The organism is Variovorax sp. RCC_210 (assembly GCF_041355175.1).
In the GTDB taxonomy this organism is placed as follows: domain Bacteria; phylum Pseudomonadota; class Gammaproteobacteria; order Burkholderiales; family Burkholderiaceae_C; genus Variovorax.
Genome location: NZ_JBFUPJ010000001.1, coordinates 1,327,162 through 1,341,901, shown reverse-complemented (window position 1 = coordinate 1,341,901; position 14,740 = coordinate 1,327,162). Strand labels below are relative to the sequence as shown.

Annotated in this window: 16 protein-coding genes; 14 read left to right on the top strand and 2 right to left on the bottom strand. The window is 69.6% G+C overall.

Annotated elements, in window-relative coordinates; all coding sequences use genetic code 11:
- Positions 1 to 67 precede the first annotated feature (67 nt).
- Both AB6807_RS06310 and AB6807_RS06305 read left to right on the top strand, forming a co-directional pair.
- Positions 68 to 2,074: a TonB-dependent receptor gene (locus AB6807_RS06310; protein WP_371083920.1), complete on the top strand. Its 2,007-nt coding sequence runs from the start codon at positions 68 to 70 to the stop codon at positions 2,072 to 2,074.
- A complete protein-coding gene (locus AB6807_RS06305; RefSeq protein ID WP_371083919.1) occupies positions 2,061 to 3,209 on the top strand; it encodes a PepSY-associated TM helix domain-containing protein in 1,149 nt (382 codons plus the stop codon). The genes AB6807_RS06310 and AB6807_RS06305 overlap by 14 nt, the downstream gene beginning before the upstream one ends.
- Before the next feature lie 36 nt (positions 3,210 to 3,245).
- On the opposite strand, the gene AB6807_RS06300 is transcribed toward AB6807_RS06305, so the two are convergent.
- Positions 3,246 to 4,160 carry a LysR family transcriptional regulator gene (locus AB6807_RS06300; RefSeq protein ID WP_116907615.1) on the bottom strand — a complete coding sequence of 305 codons (915 nt, stop codon included), beginning with the start codon at positions 4,158 to 4,160 and terminating at the stop codon, positions 3,246 to 3,248.
- A gap of 129 nt (positions 4,161 to 4,289) precedes the next feature.
- Here AB6807_RS06300 and AB6807_RS06295 point away from each other — a divergent pair, with 129 nt between their 5' ends.
- From AB6807_RS06295 to AB6807_RS06265, 7 genes are all read left to right on the top strand, one after another.
- Positions 4,290 to 5,288 carry a 2Fe-2S iron-sulfur cluster-binding protein gene (locus tag AB6807_RS06295; RefSeq protein ID WP_371083918.1) on the top strand — a complete coding sequence of 333 codons (999 nt, stop codon included), beginning with the start codon at positions 4,290 to 4,292 and terminating at the stop codon, positions 5,286 to 5,288.
- A 51-nt stretch (positions 5,289 to 5,339) separates the two neighbouring features.
- Positions 5,340 to 6,602 carry an aromatic ring-hydroxylating dioxygenase subunit alpha gene (locus AB6807_RS06290; protein WP_371083917.1) on the top strand — a complete coding sequence of 421 codons (1,263 nt, stop codon included), beginning with the start codon at positions 5,340 to 5,342 and terminating at the stop codon, positions 6,600 to 6,602.
- Positions 6,599 to 7,081 carry an aromatic-ring-hydroxylating dioxygenase subunit beta gene (locus tag AB6807_RS06285; protein ID WP_371083916.1) on the top strand — a complete coding sequence of 161 codons (483 nt, stop codon included), beginning with the start codon at positions 6,599 to 6,601 and terminating at the stop codon, positions 7,079 to 7,081. The genes AB6807_RS06290 and AB6807_RS06285 overlap by 4 nt, the downstream gene beginning before the upstream one ends.
- Before the next feature lie 11 nt (positions 7,082 to 7,092).
- Positions 7,093 to 7,461 carry a chorismate mutase gene (locus tag AB6807_RS06280; protein WP_116907618.1) on the top strand — a complete coding sequence of 123 codons (369 nt, stop codon included), beginning with the start codon at positions 7,093 to 7,095 and terminating at the stop codon, positions 7,459 to 7,461.
- A complete protein-coding gene (locus tag AB6807_RS06275) occupies positions 7,458 to 8,441 on the top strand; it encodes a tripartite tricarboxylate transporter substrate binding protein (protein WP_286515945.1) in 984 nt (327 codons plus the stop codon). The genes AB6807_RS06280 and AB6807_RS06275 overlap by 4 nt, the downstream gene beginning before the upstream one ends.
- A gap of 34 nt (positions 8,442 to 8,475) precedes the next feature.
- Positions 8,476 to 8,796, top strand: a complete 321-nt coding sequence (locus AB6807_RS06270; protein ID WP_093122176.1) for a non-heme iron oxygenase ferredoxin subunit — start codon at positions 8,476 to 8,478, stop codon at positions 8,794 to 8,796.
- Positions 8,797 to 8,882: 86 nt separating this feature from the next.
- On the top strand, positions 8,883 to 9,374 hold the full coding sequence (locus AB6807_RS06265; RefSeq protein WP_371083915.1) for a RidA family protein: 492 nt from the start codon (positions 8,883 to 8,885) through the stop codon (positions 9,372 to 9,374).
- A 16-nt stretch (positions 9,375 to 9,390) separates the two neighbouring features.
- Here AB6807_RS06265 and AB6807_RS06260 read toward each other — a convergent pair whose 3' ends face one another.
- On the bottom strand, positions 9,391 to 10,479 hold the full coding sequence (locus tag AB6807_RS06260; RefSeq protein ID WP_371083914.1) for a DUF72 domain-containing protein: 1,089 nt from the start codon (positions 10,477 to 10,479) through the stop codon (positions 9,391 to 9,393).
- Positions 10,480 to 10,541: 62 nt separating this feature from the next.
- Here AB6807_RS06260 and AB6807_RS06255 point away from each other — a divergent pair, with 62 nt between their 5' ends.
- The 5 genes from AB6807_RS06255 (at position 10,542) to AB6807_RS06235 (ending at position 14,739) form a co-directional block, all read left to right on the top strand.
- Positions 10,542 to 12,032, top strand: a complete 1,491-nt coding sequence (locus AB6807_RS06255) for a sensor histidine kinase (RefSeq protein ID WP_371083913.1) — start codon at positions 10,542 to 10,544, stop codon at positions 12,030 to 12,032.
- Positions 12,029 to 12,667 (top strand): response regulator transcription factor, encoded by a 639-nt coding sequence (locus AB6807_RS06250; RefSeq protein WP_371083912.1) that lies wholly within the window; start codon positions 12,029 to 12,031, stop codon positions 12,665 to 12,667. The genes AB6807_RS06255 and AB6807_RS06250 overlap by 4 nt, the downstream gene beginning before the upstream one ends.
- A 154-nt stretch (positions 12,668 to 12,821) precedes the next feature.
- Complete coding sequence (locus AB6807_RS06245) at positions 12,822 to 13,349, top strand: heme-binding protein (RefSeq protein WP_116907624.1); 528 nt, start codon at positions 12,822 to 12,824, stop codon at positions 13,347 to 13,349.
- On the top strand, positions 13,349 to 14,059 hold the full coding sequence (locus AB6807_RS06240; protein WP_371083911.1) for an ankyrin repeat domain-containing protein: 711 nt from the start codon (positions 13,349 to 13,351) through the stop codon (positions 14,057 to 14,059). Before AB6807_RS06245 ends, AB6807_RS06240 begins: the two co-directional genes overlap by 1 nt.
- A 47-nt stretch (positions 14,060 to 14,106) precedes the next feature.
- On the top strand, positions 14,107 to 14,739 hold the full coding sequence (locus tag AB6807_RS06235) for an FMN-binding negative transcriptional regulator (RefSeq protein WP_371083910.1): 633 nt from the start codon (positions 14,107 to 14,109) through the stop codon (positions 14,737 to 14,739).
- Position 14,740 lies beyond the last annotated feature (1 nt).

Below are 14,740 nucleotides of genomic sequence, written 5' to 3'. Positions count from 1 at the left end.
TTTCGGTCCCTCGAAAGCTCCTACCTTCAACGCCTTTGAAGCACACCCGGAAGAGGACAAGACATTCATGAAAACCGCAGCACGTTGCTGGGCAGGCTTGGCGCTGTGCGCCAGCAACGCCATGGTGCAGGGCGCGTCGGCGCAACAGGCCGGGGACGCATCGGCGGCCCTGCCGACCGTGAACATCAGCGCCACCAAGCGCGAGCAGAAGGCCGCCGACATCGCGGGCCTGGTCGACACCGCCGCGCGCGACGACCTGGCCGCGCGCGGCCTGCAGAGCGTCGACCAGATCGACCGCGTGTTCCCCGACGTGCACATTCGCCCGCGTTCGAGCCGAGCGTACTCCAGCGTCACCATCCGCGGCCAGTCGTCGGTCGATTTCTACAACCCCACGGCGCAGCTGTACGTCGACGGCCTGCCGCAGGACCAGGCACTGTTCGCGCAGATGCTGCCGCAGGGGCTGGAGCAGGTCGAGGTGCTCTACGGCCCGCAAGGCACGCTGTACGGGCGCGGCGCGGTGGGCGGCATCATCAACGTGGTCACGCGCAAGCCCGACAACAAGCTGCGCCTGGACGCCACCGCCCTCATGACCTCGCAAGGCCGCACGGGCCAGCTGCTGCTGAACGCGCCGTTGGTGGACAACGCGCTGTATGCGGACATCGCCATCGGCACGCGCAAGGAACGCGGCGACATGAAGGACATGGACACCCGCGCGCGGCTCGGAGACAGCGAAGACGCCAACGGCCGTCTGCGCCTGCGCTACGCGCCCACGGGCGGCCCGCTGGACGTGATGTTCACCGCCGCGCGCGACGTGCTTCGCTCCGACGAGGAGTACTTCGTGCTCGGCCCCGACCTCGCGGCGCGCCGCGCGCTGCCCATGCCTTCGCACTACAAGCTCAAGACCAGCAGCTACGGGCTCACCGCGTCGTACGACCTGGGCCCCGTGGTGCTGTCGTCGCTCAGCGGCTACCAGGACCGCGACTTCGACCGCACCGTGTTCGGCAGCTACACGCCCGAGACGCAGAAAACCTTCAGCCAGGAATTCCGCGTGGCCTCCAGGCCCGCGCCGGGCCAGGCCTTCGACTACGTGGCGGGGCTGTACTTTCAGGACATCGACTTCCAGCGCGCGGTGCCGGCCGCCACGCTCGGCTCGCAGCAGCGCCTTCGCTCGTACGCGGCCTACGGCGAGTTCACCTGGCACGCCACCGACCGGCTCGACGTCACGCCGGGCCTGCGCTTCGAGCAGGAGCGCGCCAAGGCCGACACCCGCTACGCCACCACCGCGATGGCCGGCGAGAAGAAGTTCGACGCCACCTCGCCCAAGCTCGGGCTGAACTACCGGGTGAGCGACGCGCTGAACGTGTACGCGCTGTACAGCACCGGCTTCAAGGCGGGCGGCTTCACCCGCGCCGTGACGCCGCAGAACATCGGCTTCACCTACGAGCCGCAGAACTCCCGCAACCTCGAAGTGGGCGCCAAGGCCGGCCTGCTCGACAACCGGCTGGAGCTGAGCGCGGCCGCCTACCTGGTGCGCACCGGCGACTACCAGCTCTCGGTCGGCCCGGTCGAGGGGCAGTACCTGCAGAACGTCGGCACGGTGAAGACCAGGGGGCTCGACCTCAACGCGAAGTTCCAGGCCACGCGCCAGCTCTACCTGCGCGGCGGTCTCGCGCTGAACGACAGCTGGTTCAGCAAGTACCGCAACCCGGCCAACCCCGGCACCGACCTCACCGGCAACAAGGTGCCGTATGCGCCGCCGGTCACGGCCAACCTGGTCGCGGAGTACGTCATTCCGCTGGGCGGCGGAGAACGCCGGCTGGTGCCGCGCATCGGCCTCACGCACGTGGGCAAGACCTATTTCAACGAGTTCAACACCACGGGCCAGAAGGCTTACACGCTGGTCGACGTGGGCGTCTCGTGGCAGGTCGACAAGAACCTGTCGGCCGACTTCTATGTCGACAACGCGGCCGACAAGGTCTACGCGGTGTACGGCTTCGCGGCCGGTCCGTACGGCACCGTGTACCAGCTGGGCAAGGGGCGCACGAGCGGCGTGCGGGTGAATGTCAGGTTCTGAGCGAACCCGCCCGGCGCCTGACCCTGCGCGCAGCCCCGCACGCAGCCCCGCGCGAGGGCCCGCTCGCTGGCGCTCGCTGCACCGGTGGCTGGCGTACGTCTTCGGCGCCTTCTTCATCGTGCAGGGGCTCAGCGGCAGCCTGCTGGTGTTGTCGGCGCCGTTGGACGCATGGCTCAACCCCGAGCTCGACGTGCCCGCCGGGCGCCGCGTGCCGCTAGTGGACATGGCCGACGCACTGGAGCGCGAGCACCCCGGCGCGGTCGGCATCGGCATCACGCAGATCGACGACGCCGGCCGGCTCACCACCGGCTTCTGGCCCACGCCCGACCCGCTGATTCCCAGCGAGCGGCGCTACTGGCTCGCGCGGCTGCACCCGGGCACGGGCGAGGCGGTGACGGTCATGGCCTACGGCGCCTGGTCGTTCAAGCGGCAGGACCTGATCGGCCTGCTGTACGCGCTGCACACCAGCCTGACGCTGGGCGCGGTCGGCAAGCTGCTGCAGGCTGTTTCGGCGGTGTTCCTGTTGCTGCTGCTGGTGGCGGGCGTGGTCACGCTGGCGAACCGCATGCGGGCGCTGCGCGGCAAGCCGGCGTCGCAGATCGTCGATTCGTCGCCCGCGCGCTGGCACCGCCGGCTGGGCGCGGTGGCGGCGCTGGTGCTGGGCATCTTGCTGGCGAGCGGGCTGGCGCTGCAGTTCGAGACCGTGCTCGACCCGGCCTTCGGCTACCGCTCCGAAGCGCCTGCCGAGGGCACCGGTTCCGCCACACGGCTCACGCTGCGCCAGGCCTGGCAGGTGGCCGACGCGCGCCACCCGAACGCGCACACGCGGCTCATCATGGCGCCGTTCACCGAGGGCGGCGTGTTCCGTGTCGACCTGGTGCCGGGCACCGGGCCGCTGCAGGGCGGCAAGGTCGAGGTGTTCATCGACGCCTTCTCGGGCCGCGTGCTGAAGGAGCGGCACGAGGGCGAGCGCGAAGGCATGCAGCACCTGCTGGGCGTGCTGGAGTCATTGCACGGCGGCACCATCCTCGGCGTGCCGGGGCAGGTACTGGCGCTGCTGTCGGGGCTATTGCCGGCGGTGTTCTTCTTCACCGGCCTGGCGATGCGCAGGCGCCGGCGGCGCGCGGGGCTCTAGCCCGCCATCGATCCTCTAGCGGGTTTCAATCGGCCCTCAATCGGCATCCGCGAAGCTGTCGAACAGCAGCCCGCGCAACCACTGGTTGCCCGGGTCGCGGTGCACCTTCGCGTGCCAGAACAGGTTGATGGCAATCTGCGGCAGCGCCACCGGGTGAGGGCGCCACACCAGCCCGAAAGGCTCGGCGATGCTCTGCGCCAGCCGCTCGGGCACGGTCGCGATCATGCCGCTGGAGCGCAGGATGTGGCCGATGGCCACGAAGTGCGGCACCCGCAGCCGAATGCGCCGCTGGATGCCCTGCGCCGCCATCACGTCGTCGGCCTTGCCGTGGCCGGTGCCGGCGGCCAGCACCTGCACGTGGTCGGCCGCGCTGAAGTCCTTCAGCGACACGCTGCGCTTGCGCGCCAGCGGGTGTTCCTTCGAGAAGATGCACACGTAGCGCTGCAGGAAAAGCCGCCGCTGGAACACGCCCGCCTTCAGCTGCGGCAGCAGGCCGATGGCGATGTCGACGTGCCCCGCCTCCAGCTCCTCGCGCAGGTTGGTGGCGGTGTTGTTGCGCAGGGTGCTGATGGTCACGCCCGGTGCGGCTTCAGACAGCACCTCCATCAGCCGCGGCGTGAAGTAGATCTCGCCGATGTCGGTCATGGCCAGCGTGAAGCCGCGCGTGCTGCTGGCGGGGTCGAACACCACCTGCTGGTTGAGCGCGGTGTGCAGCGCGCCCATGGCGTAGGCCACCGGCTCGGCCAGCTGCAGCGCGAAGGGCGTGGGCTCCATGCCGCGCGCGGTGCGCAGGAACAGTTCGTCGCCCAGCAGCTTGCGCAACCGCGCCAGCGCGTTGCTGATGGCCGGTTGCGACAGGCCGAGCGAGGCGGCCACGGCGGAGACGCGCTTTTCGGCCAGCATGCGGTCGAACACCAGCAGCAGGTTGAGGTCGATGTCCTTGAGTTGCATGGCGCACCTTTATTCAGCGCAGTGATGAAGAGGATTCACCAAATTCTATTGGTCAATCGGCGGCCGCCGCGCATCATCGGCGCCAAGAGACAAGCCGGACCCCACGCACCGGCGCAAGAGAACACCACGATGGACCTGCACATTCACCCCCTTGCCCGCACCCTCGAGGTTCGCCCCGGCGCGAACCTGCTCGAAGTGCTGCGCGAGCACCACGTGCCGGTGTCGTACAGCTGCATGTCGGGGCGCTGCGGCACCTGCCGCTGCAAGGTGGTGTCGGGCCAGGTACTCGACGGCGGGCAGGACGCCATCCGCCCGGACGGCGCCGACGGCCAGGGCGAGCGCTACGTGCTGGCCTGCCAGGCCACGCTGACCGAGAGCTGCGCCATCGAGATCCCGGAGCCCGACGAGGTCGTGGTGCATCCGGCGCGCATCCTGAAGGCCACGGTGACGGGCATCGATACGCTCACGCACGACATCCGCCGCCTGCGCCTGAAGCCGAACAAGCCGCTGGAGTTTTCTCCGGGGCAGTACGCGCAGCTGCAGTTCGCGCCCGACCTGGCGCGGCCGTATTCGATGGCCGGGCTCAGCCGCGACGCCGAGCTCGAGTTCCATGTGCGCAGGGTGCCCGGCGGGCGCGTGACGGCGCACATCTTCGAGCAGCTGAAGCTGGGCGATTCGGTGCGCGTGAGCGGGCCGCTGGGCACGGCGTATCTGCGCACCAGGCACCGCGGGCCGATGCTGTGCGCCGCGGGCGGCACGGGGCTCGCGCCCATCCTGTCGATCGTGCGCGGCGCCATCGCCGGCGGCATGGCGCAGCCGATGCATGTCTACCTGGGCGTGCGCTCCGATGCCGACGTGTACGGCCTGCAGGAACTGCGCGCGCTGCAGGCACAACACCCCGGCCTGGCCGTGCACGTGGTGGTCGTCACCGGCCCGGCGCGGGACGGGCAGCGCGTGGGCCTCATCACCGACGCCATTCGTGCCGACTGGCCCGCCCAGCTCGACGGCTGGCGCGCCTACCTGTGCGGCTCGCCGCCGATGGTGGAGGCCGTCACGCAGCTGGTGCGGGGCAGGGGCCTGGCGCCCGAGCAGACGCATGCCGATGCCTTCTACCTGCAAGGCACCTGAAAACAAAGACACCTGCACAGAAAACAGACCCACAAGAAAAGGAGACCCGCGATGACCACGCAAGTGTTCCCCATCGAGCTCAAATGGGAGAGCGACAAGAGCAGCCGCATTCCCTTCATGGCCTACACCGACGAGGCGCTGCACAAGAAGGAGCTGCAGCGCTTCTTCTACGAAAAGCACTGGTGCTACGTCGGCCTGGAGGCCGAGATTCCGAACCCCGGCGACTTCAAGCGCACCGCCATCGGCGAGCGCTCGGTCATCCTGTCGCGCGACGCCGAGGGCGAGATCCACGTGTTCGAGAACGTCTGCGCGCACCGCGGCATGCAGTTCTGCCGCGAGCGCCACGGCAACAAGAAGGAGTTCGTCTGCCCCTACCACCAGTGGAACTACACGCTGAAGGGCGACCTGCAGGGCGTGCCGTTTCGCCGCGGCGTGAAGCAGGACGGCAAGGTCAACGGCGGCATGCCTGCCGACTTCAAGACCGAGGAGCACGGGCTCAACAAGCTCAAGGTGGCCTCGCGCGGCGGCGTGGTGTTCGCGTCGTTCGACCATGAGGTCGAGCCGCTCGAAGACTTTCTCGGCCCCGACATCCTTCACTACTTCGACCGGCTGTTCGACGGCCGCAAGCTCACCATCCTGGGGTACAGCCGCCAGCGCATTCCGGGCAACTGGAAGCTGATGCAGGAGAACATCAAGGACCCGTACCACCCGGGCCTGCTGCACACCTGGTTCGTGACCTTCGGGCTCTGGCGCGCCGACAACAAGTCGGAGCTGAAGATGGACGCGCGCGGGCGCCACGCCGCCATGATTTCCACCCGCGGCACCGGCGGCAAGGCGGCGCAGGTCGCCCAGGTCACGCAGGTGTCCAGCTTCAAGGAGAGCATGCAGCTCAAGGACCCGCGCTTCCTCGACATCGTGCAGGAAGATTGGTGGAAGGGCCCGACGGCGGTGCTGATGACGCTGTTTCCCAGCCTCATCCTGCAGCAGCAGGTCAACAGCGTGTCGACGCGCCACATCCAGCCGGTGGGCCACGACGCCTTCGATTTCGTGTGGACGCACTTCGGCTTCGAGGACGACACCGAAGAGATGACGCAGCGCCGCCTGCGCCAGGCCAACCTGTTCGGCCCGGCGGGTTTCGTGTCGGCCGACGATGGCGAGGTCATCGAGTTCTCGCAGCAGGGCTTCGAGCAGAAGCCCTACCACCGCACGCTTGCCGAGTTGGGCGGGCGCGAGGTCGAGAACACCGACCACATGGTGACCGAGACCCTGATTCGCGGCATGTACCGCTACTGGCGCGAGGTGATGGAAGCATGAACACGCTCGACGCCAACGCCTACCTCGCGCTGTCGCGCCTGTACGCTGAATACGCCCACGCGGTCGACTCCGGCCAGTGGGAGCTGTGGCCCGCCTTCTTCATCGCGCAGTGCAGCTACCGCCTGCAGCCGCGCGAAAACCACGAGCGCAATCTGCCGCTGGCCACGCTGTCTTTCGAGAGCCGCGGCATGCTGGAAGACCGTGTGTACGGCATCAAGGAGACGCTGTTCCACGACCCTTACTACCAGCGTCACGTGGTCGGCCTGCCGCTGGTGCACCGTGTCGACGACGACGGCGCGATCCACAGCGAGGCCAACTACGCGGTGTTCCGCACCAAGCTCGACGGCCCTTCCACGGTGTTCAACGTGGGGCGCTACATCGACAAGGTCGTGCCCACGCCCGAAGGCCTGAAGTTCGCGTCGCGCCTGTGCGTGTTCGACAGCGAAATGATCCCGAACTCCATCATCTATCCCATCTGAAAACCAGAGCCATGCCAGAAAAAGAACCAGAGACACACGGCGCGCCGCTGCGCCGTTTCACCGACCCGGCCTACGTGCCGCTGTGCGCCAACCTTGCCGAGGTGCGCGAGAACATCGACCGGCTCGACCGAGACATCGTCGCGCTGCTGGCCGAGCGCGGGCGCTATGTGAAAGACGCGGCGCGCTTCAAGCGCGACGCCTTCCAGGTGTCGGCGCCGCAGCGCCAGCAGGAGGTGATCGACAAGGTGAAGGCGCTGGCCGAAGAGAAGGGCGCCTACCCCGAAGTGGTGGAGGCGGCGTACCGCGCGCTCATCGCGGGCTTCATCGCGCGCGAGCAGCAGGACCACCTGGGCATGGCCGCGGTGGAGGCGAAGGCATGACCCTCGCTCGCCTTTGCTTCGGCACTGCGTTCTCCGCGGTCGCGATGGCCGTCACGGCCATGTCGGCCCACGCGCAGGACTGGCCCCAGCGCCCCATTCGCATCGTGGTGCCGTTCGCGGCCGGCTCGTCGCCCGACATCCTCGCGCGCATCGTCAACGACAAGCTCGCCGCGCGCATCGGCCAGCCGCTCATCGTCGACAACAAGCCCGGCGCGGGCGGCAACACCGGCACCGACCAGGTCTCCAAGGCGCAGCCCGACGGCTACACCTTCCTGCTGTCGGTGAACGCGCCGCTGGTCTACAACACCATCCTCTACAAGAACCTGCCGTACGACCCGTTCAAGGACCTGGTGCCGGTGTCGCTCGCGGCCACCACGCCCAACGTGTGCGCGGTGTCGAACTCGATGAACGTCGACTCGGTCAAGGGCTGGCTCGACGCCATGAAGCGCAACCCGGGCAAGTTCAACTTCGCGTCCACCGGCAACGGCTCCATCTCGCACCTGGGCGTGGAGCTGGTCAAGGCCAAGACCAATTCGTTCGCGGTGCACATTCCTTACGCGTCGTCGGGCCAGGCGGTCACGGCCATCATCCAGGGCGACGTGCAGTACGCCTGCCTGCCGCCGGTCACGGTGATGCCGCAGGCCAAGGCGGGGCGGCTGAAGGCGCTGGCGGTCACGTCGGCCGAGCGCTCGGCGCTGCTGCCCGAGCTGCCCACGCTGCGCGAGTCGGGCCTGCCCGACATCCAGGCCGTGCCGTGGTTCGCCTACATGGCGCCCAAGGGCACGCCGAACGACATCGTGCAGCGCATGAGCCGCGAGATTGCCGCCGCGCTGAAAGAGCCCGAGACCGTCAAGCGCCTGCAGACCGCGTACTTCGACCCCGTGGGCAGCACGCCCGAGGCGCTGAACAAGTTCATGACCGAGGAGCTGCGCCGGTGGAAGCCGGTGATCGAGCGCGCCGGCATCAAGCCCGACAACTGATGCCCACGCGGCAAGGAAGACAAGGAAACACACGATGAGCACGATGACCTGGGTCGACGCCGCGGCGGTCGACGACGTTCCCTCCGACGACGTGGTGGGCATCGAGGTGCAGGGGCGCGACATCGCGCTCTACGGCACCGACGATGGCATCCACGCCACCGACAACATCTGCACGCACGGCCACGCGCGGCTGTGCGACGGCTTCCTGGAAGGGCACGAAATCGAGTGCCCGCTGCACCAGGGCCGCTTCGACGTGCGCACCGGCAAGGCCATGTGCGCGCCGCTGACCGAAGACCTGCGCAGCTACCCGGTGAAGATCGAGGGCGGCCGGGTGTTCCTGGCGTTCGAGGGCTGATCTGTTCCGGTCTGGAAGGGTGTTGTCTGTATCTGTTGCGATGAGGGTGGGCTGGCGACAATGACAGCCCTTTTCACGGAACCGCCATGACTCAACTGACCCGAGACCAGATCGCCGACCAGATTGCCGCCGAGCTGGGCCACAGCTTCGACGGCGACATCATTGCCGGCGGCCACTACGTGCCGCTGGTGCGCGACGGGCGCACCGTGTACCTGAGCGGCCAGGTGCCGCGCGTGGGCACCACGGTGGTGGTGACCGGCCGCGTGGGCGACGCGACGTCGCTCGACAAGGCGCGCGAGGGCGCACAGATTTCCACGCTGCGCAGCCTCACGCTGCTGCGCCGCGCGCTCGGCTCGCTCGACGCCATCGAGAAGGTGCTGCGCGTGTGCGTGTTCGTGCAATGCACGGCCGACTTCACTCAGCAAAGCGAAGTGGCCGATGCCGCCTCCGACCTGCTGCACCGCGTGTTCGGCGAAGCCGGCGTGCACGTGCGCACGGCGGTCGGTGTGTATCAGCTGCCGAAGAACGCGAGCGTCGAGGTCGAGATGACGGTCGCGGCGAAGCAGAACATCGGCTGAATCGGCCGGACCGGATTCAGCGTGTTCCCGTGAGGTCGCGCGCCAGCTGCGCGATGGTCAGCGGCGCGCAGCCTTCGGCGTTGTTGCTCACGGTGACGAAGGCGTTCTGGCCCGCACGGGTGGTGCCCGCGATCACCTTGGCGAGGGCGGCGCGCGTTTGCGGGTCGGGGTCGACGATCTTGTCGAACGGGCCGTAGAGTTTTTCGGCGTCCTCGTAGCCGAAGCGGCCGTGGCGCCGGTGCAGGTTCCAGCGGCACACCAGCGGCCCCGGCCAGAGCGCGCGCAGCATCGGCAGCTGGTTTTCGATGGGCGGCATCTTCGCGTGCAGGCCCATGCAGAAGGTGGCGCCCACGCTGCGCAGCATGTCGGCGAAGGCGGGGTTCAGCAACTGCGGGTCGCGCACTTCCACCGCGATCACGGCGTCGGGCGCGGTCTGCTTCAGGCCGGGCAGCGCGTCGATCATCTCGGCGATGCGCGCGAGCAGCGCGGGCTGGTCGGCCAGGATGTGGCCCGGAATCGGGCTCAGCTGGAACACCAGCACGCCGATGCGATGGCCCAGCCCTTCGAGCGCGGGCAGCACGAACTCCTGCCGCGCGATTTCCGGGCTCAGGAACACCGGGTTGGCCTGCATGCCGCGGCCGCTCTCGTCGCGCACGGTGGCATCGGTCACCAGGCTGGGCGCCTTCACCACGAAGCGGAAGTCGTCGGGCACCATGGCCGCGTAGCGCGCGTACTGGCTCGCGGTAAGGGCGCGGTAGAAGTTGCGGTCCAGGCTCACGGTGCGGAACAGCGGGTGCTTCGCGAGCGCGTGCAGGCCGTTTTTCGACAGCACGCTCTCGGCATATTCGCCGTCCCACACCAGGTTCGCCCAGCCCGGATAGCTCCACGACGAGGTGCCCAGGCGCAGGGTGGGCGGCAGCGCGGCGGCCAGTTCGACCAGCGCTGGGTCGGTGGGCGCGGGCTCGACGGTGCCGGTGCGCGACTTCTTTCTTGCGGGCGCTTCGGGGTCGGCCTTCGATGGGGGCGGCAAAGGCAGCGTTGCCACCGCGGGCGCCTCTTCGGGCGGCGGCAGCTCGGGGAAAAGAGAGTCCTGTACTTCGGCCATGTCTGGGGCGGCATTCTCGGCCAACATCGAACACGCGCGGCGTGGCGGGCACAATCCGCGCCATGAAACAGTGGTTGCGTACGCGGGGCGGTTGGTGGCTGGCATGGCTGGTGCTCACCGCCGTGGGCGCGGTGTGGATCGCGCGCGCCGAGCTCGCGCAGATGCACCAGGACTTCGAGACCGACGTGCGCATCGCCCATCGCCTGCTGAGCCAGCAGATGGTGCAGTACGACGCCGTGCTGGCCACGCTGGCCTTGCTGGAGCCCAGCAACGGCGCCGACCACCCGGAGCAGCGGCTGCCTTCCGTGTACTCGTCGATCCTGCGGGTGCAGCGCCGCGACCGCGACGAGGCCTGGCCCGACACCCCGCAGATGGGCACCACCGCCCAGGCGCTGGCCGCGGCGGAGGCACGCTCGCGCGATCAGCACCGCGCCGACCTCGCCACGCTCGACCTGGCCCACGGCCGCTATGTGCTCGTGATGGGCGCGGCGCCGTTCAGCTATGCGCTGGACATCGACCTGGCCGGCTCCGTGCCCTGGCGCGACTGGCCGATGAACCCGCAGCGCAGCCCCGTGCGCCTGAGCCTGCAGCGTGACGGGCAGGAGCTGGTGCTGCAGCCGGGCGTGCCGGCGGCCAACGGCTGGCGCTTCGGGCTGACGAAGGCCCTGGCGTCGCCGAGCCAGCCCTTCGACGTGGTGGCCGAGCGGCAGGTGGGGTGGGGCGAACTGCCGTGGCGCGGCATCGGCGGCTGGGCGGTGGCCATGGCCGCGCTGCTGGCCGGCCTGTGGGCCGCGCAACGGCAACGCATTGCGCGGCGCCGTGCCGAGGAGCTGCTGCGGCTCGGGCAGGTCGCGCGGCTCAATGCGCTGGGCGAGCTGTCGGCCGGGCTGGCGCACGAACTCAACCAGCCGCTGACCGCGGTGCTGGCCAACGCGCAGGCCGCGCGCCGCCTGCTCGACGACGAGCCGCCCGACCTGGCCACCGCCCGCGACGCCATGGGCCAGGCCGTGGAGCAGGCGCGGCGCGCGGCGGGCGTGGTGGGGCGCTTGCGCCGCGTCATCGAGCGGCCCGAGGCGGGCGGCGACGTCAGGCCGCTGGTGCTGCAGGAGGTGGTGCGCAGCGCCATGCACCTGCTGGCGCCCGAGTTCACGCAGCGCGGTGTCGCCGCGCAGTTCGACGCTGCCGCGCAGGCGCCGGTGCGCGTGCAGGCCGAGGCGGTGGCGCTGGAGCAGATCGTGCACAACCTGCTGATGAACGCGCTGCAGGCGCTCGACCTGGTGCCGGCCGCCGAACGCCGCCTGGTGGTGTCGGTCGGGCGCAATGGCCAGGAAGGCGTGCTGACCGTGACCGACAACGGGCGCGGCATTGCGCCCGAGGCCTTGCCGCGCCTGTTCGAACCCTTCTTCAGCACGCGCGAAGGCGGCCTGGGCCTCGGCCTGAGCCTGAGCGAAACGCTGGCCAGCGGCATGGGCGGCAGCCTGGGCGCGGCCAACGTCCTGCCGCGCGGCGCGCGCTTCACCTTGCTGCTGCCGCTGGTGGCGCCGGCCTCATGAACATCCACGCCACACATCAACCGCAATCGCCGTTGATTCATCTCATCGACGACGACCAGGCGGTGCGCGACGGCCTCTCGCTGCTCATCGGCACGGTCGGGCTGCGCGTGCAGGCCTGGGCCGACCCGCAGGCCTTCATCGACGGCTTCGACCGCGCGAGCGTGGGCGCCATCGTGCTGGACGTGCGCATGCCCGGCATCAGCGGGCTCACCGTGCTCGACCGGCTGGTGGCGCAGGGCGTGGACCAGCCCGTGATCATGCTGACCGGCCACGGCACGGTCGAGATGTGCCGGCGCGCCTTCAAGGCCGGCGCGGCCGAGTTCCTGGAGAAGCCGGTGGACGACGAGCAACTGCTCGAGGCGCTGCAGCACGCGGTGCGCCAGCACGTGCGAACGCGCGAGCGCTCGCAGGCCGACAACGCCGCGCGCGAGCAGGTGGCGCAGCTGTCGGAGCGCGAGCGCGAGGTGCTCGCCTTCATCGTGCAGGGGCTCACCAACAAGGAGATCGCGCGCACGCTCGCGCTGTCGCCGCGCACGGTGGAAACGCACCGCGCCAACCTGTTCGCCAAGCTCGGCTGCGATTCGCTGGCCCAGCTGATACGGCGCTACGCGGTGCTGGTCGACAACGCCTCGTGACGCGTTCGCGCCTCGCTGCTCCGTAGTTCTACGGAGCGCCGCGCGTAGCCGTACGAATGGCTCGCGGCGGCCAGGTTTTCTACAGTGGCGCAGCCGCCGGAAACAGCCGGCGCAACTACCTGAATCCGCCTGAATCCACTGGAGAAAACAAACAATGCAAACCACTCTTCGCCTCGGCAGCCTCGCCGTGCTGGTCGCCGCGTCCATCGCTTCTGTTGCCCACGCGCAGGCGCCGGCACCAGCGGCATCGGCCGCCTCCGCCGTTCGCACCGAAAAGAACATGTCGCTCGCGCTGGCCAACCAGATCGCCGCCGAAGCCGTGGCCGCCTGCGCCGCCAACGGCTACAACGTGGCGGCCACCGTGGTCGACCGCGCCGGCACCGTGCGTGCCGTGCAGCGCGCCGACAACGCCGGCCCGCACACGCTGGCATCGAGCGAGCGCAAGGCCTGGACCTCGGCCTCGTCCAAGGCGCCCACGCAAGCCATGATGGAAGGCTCGCAGAAGAACCCGGGCGGCGCCAACCTGGTGTACCTGCCGGGCGTGCTGCTGCTGGGCGGCGGCGTGCCGGTGAAGTCGGGCAACGAAGTGATCGGCGCGGTCGGCGTGGGCGGCGCGCCCGGCGGCCACCTCGACGAGCAGTGCGCCAACGCGGCCATCGACAAGGTCAAGGGCCTGCTCTGATGTTCGCGCGCGGTATCGGGTCGGGCGTGTCCGTCATCGCGCTCGGGGCCGTGCTCGGCCTGGGTGCCGTGAGCGGCGCGCGCGCCCAGGTGCCGCCGCTCGCGGCCGAGGTGCTGGCCTACGACGGGCTGCACCAGGCCGCATGGCAGGGCGACCTGCCGAAACTGAAGGCGCTGGTCGCCTCGGGCGCGAACCTTGACGCGCGCGACCCGCGCGGCCGTACGCCGCTGCAGGTCGCCACGCATGCGCGCCAGCGCGAGGCCATCAAGCTGCTGGCCAAGGCCGGCGCCAACCTCGACCTGCTGGAAGACGACCGCTACGACGCGGTCACCATCGCCTCTGTGGCCGACGACGCTGCCACGCTGTCTCTTCTTCTGTCGCTCGGCGCCAATGCCGGGCAGACCACCAGCCGCTACGACGGCACGGCGCTGATCGCCGCCGCCCACCTCGGCCACGACGAGGTCGTCCGCCGGCTCATCGCGGCCGGCGCGCCGCTGGACCACGTCAACAACCTGCACTGGACGGCGGTGATCGAGTCCATCGTGCTCGGCGACGGCGGCCCGCGCCACCAGCGCACGCTGGCCGCTCTGGTCGATGCGGGCGCGAGCCTGAAGCTTGCCGACCGGCAGGGCAACACGCCGCTGCAACTGGCGAAGGCGCGCGGCTACACCGCCATGGTGAAGCTGCTGGAGACACCGCGCGCAAGGTAGGTCGGCTCGGGGACAATCGGACCTCTCCCCGAAGAGGACCCCGCCCCATGTACATGCCCCCGCAGTTCAACGCCAAGGACCCGGCCATCGCGCTGGAGTTGATGCGTTCGCACCCGTTCGCCAGCCTCGTCTCGACCGACGACGACGGCCTGCCGTATGTCTCGCACCTGCCGCTGGTGGCCGAGCCGCAAGAGGGCGACGCGCTGGTGCTGTGGGGCCATTGCGCCAAGCCCAACCCGCACTGGCGCTACCTGCAGGCCAGGCCCCGGGCGGTCGTGGCCTTTCTGGGCCCGCACGCGTACCTGTCGCCCTCGGTGTATCCGGACCTGGCGCGCGTGCCGACCTGGAACTACCTGGCCGTGCACTGCACCGTCGAGGCCAGGCTGATCGAAGACGCCGCGGGCAAGGACGCGCTGCTGAAGAAACTCATCGGCGACCACGAGCCCGCCTATGCGCAGCAATGGCGCGAGCTGGGCGAGGAGTTTCAACTGAAGATGCTGGCCGGCATCGTCGGCTTCGAGCTGCGCGTGACGTCGCTGCAATGCAAGGTCAAGCTCAACCAGCACCGGCGCGAATCGCACGGCGCGATGCACGCGATGTACAGCGCGGGCACGCCCGACGAGCAGGCGCTGGCGGGGTGGATGGACCGGCTGGGCATGCCCGCCGCGGAGGGTGCCTGAG